The sequence below is a fragment of the Pseudomonas sp. SDO5522_S412 genome, assembly GCF_054071215.1.
In genome coordinates this window covers 1-2,182 of record NZ_JBSVWQ010000416.1, presented here as the reverse complement: position 1 = coordinate 2,182, position 2,182 = coordinate 1, and the positions used below count along the sequence as shown (strand labels likewise).

The following is a 2,182-nucleotide window of genomic DNA, read 5'->3' as shown; positions in this document are numbered from 1 at the left end:
GTCAGTCGTCGTGTGCGTTAACTGAAACACCGCTTTCGCGAGCAAGCCCGCTCCCACATTGGATTTGCGTACTACTCAGAAATTGTATTATTTGGAAATACCATGCCCAACATTCTTCTGGTGGAAGACGACGCCGCGCTCTCCGAATTGATCGCCAGTTACCTGGAACGCAACGGCTATCACGTCAGCGTGCTCAGCCGTGGCGACCACGTGCGCGAGCGTGCGCGACTCAACCCGCCGGACCTGGTGATCCTCGACCTGATGCTGCCGGGCCTCGACGGCCTGCAGGTCTGCCGGTTGCTGCGGGCCGACTCGGCCACGCTGCCGATCCTGATGCTCACCGCCCGCGACGACAGCCACGACCAGGTGTTGGGCCTGGAAATGGGCGCCGACGACTACGTCACCAAACCCTGCGAGCCGCGGGTATTGCTGGCGCGGGTGCGAACCTTGCTGCGCCGCAGCAGCCTCACCGAACCCCAGGTGGCCAACGACCAGATCCTGATGGGCAACCTGTGCATCGACCTGTCGGAACGCACCGTGACCTGGCGCGGCCAGCCGGTTGAGCTGTCCAGCGGTGAATACAACCTGCTGGTGGTGCTGGCCCGGCACGCCGGCGAAGTGCTCAGCCGCGACCAGATCCTGCAACGCCTGCGCGGCATTGAGTTCAACGGCACCGACCGTTCGGTGGACGTGGCGATTTCCAAGCTGCGGCGCAAGTTCGACGACCACGCGGGCGAGGCGCGCAAGATCAAGACGGTGTGGGGCAAGGGCTACCTGTTCAGCCGTTCCGAGTGGGAATGCTGAGCCATGTTTCGCGTCCTGATTCGGCTGTACCTGATCACCATCGTCACCTTCGCCGCCGCGATTTACCTGGTGCCCCGGGCGGTGATCCAGCTGTTTGAACACCGTTACATGAACTACAACATCGAGCAGTCCCGAGGCATGCAGAGCCTGATCGTCAAGGAGTATCGACGGGTGCCGATGGAGCAGTGGGCCAATGTCACCGTGCGACTGTCGGCGGATTTCGCGCCGCTGAAGGTGCAACTGCTGCGTATCCAGGACGCCAGCTACACCCCTGAAGAACAGCGCCTGCTGGAAAAAGACCAGATGGTGATTCGCCTGGGCGAGTGGGGCTGGGCGGACGACGTCAGCTCGGCCCTGGACGACCAGTTGGTGGTCAAGGTCTCGGTACCGCCGGACCCGCTGGACATGAACCTGCTGTACTGGAGCATGAACGTGCTGATCGGCGCGGCGCTGCTGGCATGCCTGCTGTTCTGGCTGCGGCCCCACTGGCGCGACCTGGAGCGCCTGAAAAGCACCGCCGCGCAACTCGGCCAGGGCAACCTTGCGGCCCGCACAAAAATCCCGCCCAGCTCCAACATCGGCAGCCTGGCGGCGGTGTTCGACACCATGGCCAACGACATCGAACAGCTGCTCAACCAGCAACGTGATTTGCTCAATGCGGTCTCCCATGAACTGCGTACGCCGCTGACGCGCCTGGACTTCGGCCTGGCCCTGGCGCTGTCCGACGACCTCCCGGCGGCCAGCCGTGAGCGGCTGCAAGGGTTGGTGGCGCACATTCGCGAGCTGGATGAGCTGGTGCTGGAGCTGCTCTCCTACAGCCGTTTGCAAAACCCGGCGCAAACACCCGAGCGGGTGGAAGTGGTGCTGGATGAGTTCATCGACAGCATCCTGGGCAGCGTCGACGACGAACTGGAAAACCCCGATATCGTGATGGACGTGGTGCTGGACTGCGCCGTGGAACGCTTCACCCTGGACCCGCGCCTGACCGCCCGGGCCCTGCAAAACCTGCTGCGCAACGCCATGCGGTATTGCGAGCGGCGTATTCAGGTGGGGGTGAAGGTGTGTCCCAGGGGGTGCGAGATTTGCGTGGATGATGACGGCATTGGCATTCCGGTTGACCAGCGGGAGCGGATTTTCGAGCCGTTCTACCGGTTGGATCGCAGCCGGGATCGAGCCACTGGCGGTTTTGGCCTGGGGTTGGCCATCAGCCGGCGGGCGCTGGAGGCGCAGGGCGGAACATTGACGGCCCAGGCTTCGCCATTGGGTGGTGCACGCTTCCGCCTCTGGCTGCCGAGTTAAAGAACACCACAAAACCATTGTGGGAGCTGGCTTGCCTGCGATGGCGGTGGGTCAGCTTGCATCTTTGCTAACTGATACA

Annotated in this window: 2 protein-coding genes; both read left to right on the top strand. The window is 63.2% G+C overall.

The features are described from left to right. Nucleotides 1–102: 102 nt before the first annotated feature. On the top strand, nt 103–804 hold the full coding sequence (locus ACW9I6_RS32170) for a response regulator transcription factor (protein WP_008430287.1): 702 nt from the start codon (nt 103–105) through the stop codon (nt 802–804). Between the two features lie 3 nt (nt 805–807). After that, entirely contained in the window at nt 808–2,103 is a 1,296-nt protein-coding gene (locus tag ACW9I6_RS32165) for an ATP-binding protein (RefSeq protein WP_003214046.1), read from the top strand. Nucleotides 2,104–2,182: the final 79 nt, after the last annotated feature.

Coding starts and splice junctions, on each gene's coding strand:
- ACW9I6_RS32170 (WP_008430287.1), top strand. CDS start 103: ATGCCCAACATTCTTCTGGTGGAAGACGACGCCGCGCTCTCCGAATTG.
- ACW9I6_RS32165 (WP_003214046.1), top strand. CDS start 808: ATGTTTCGCGTCCTGATTCGGCTGTACCTGATCACCATCGTCACCTTC.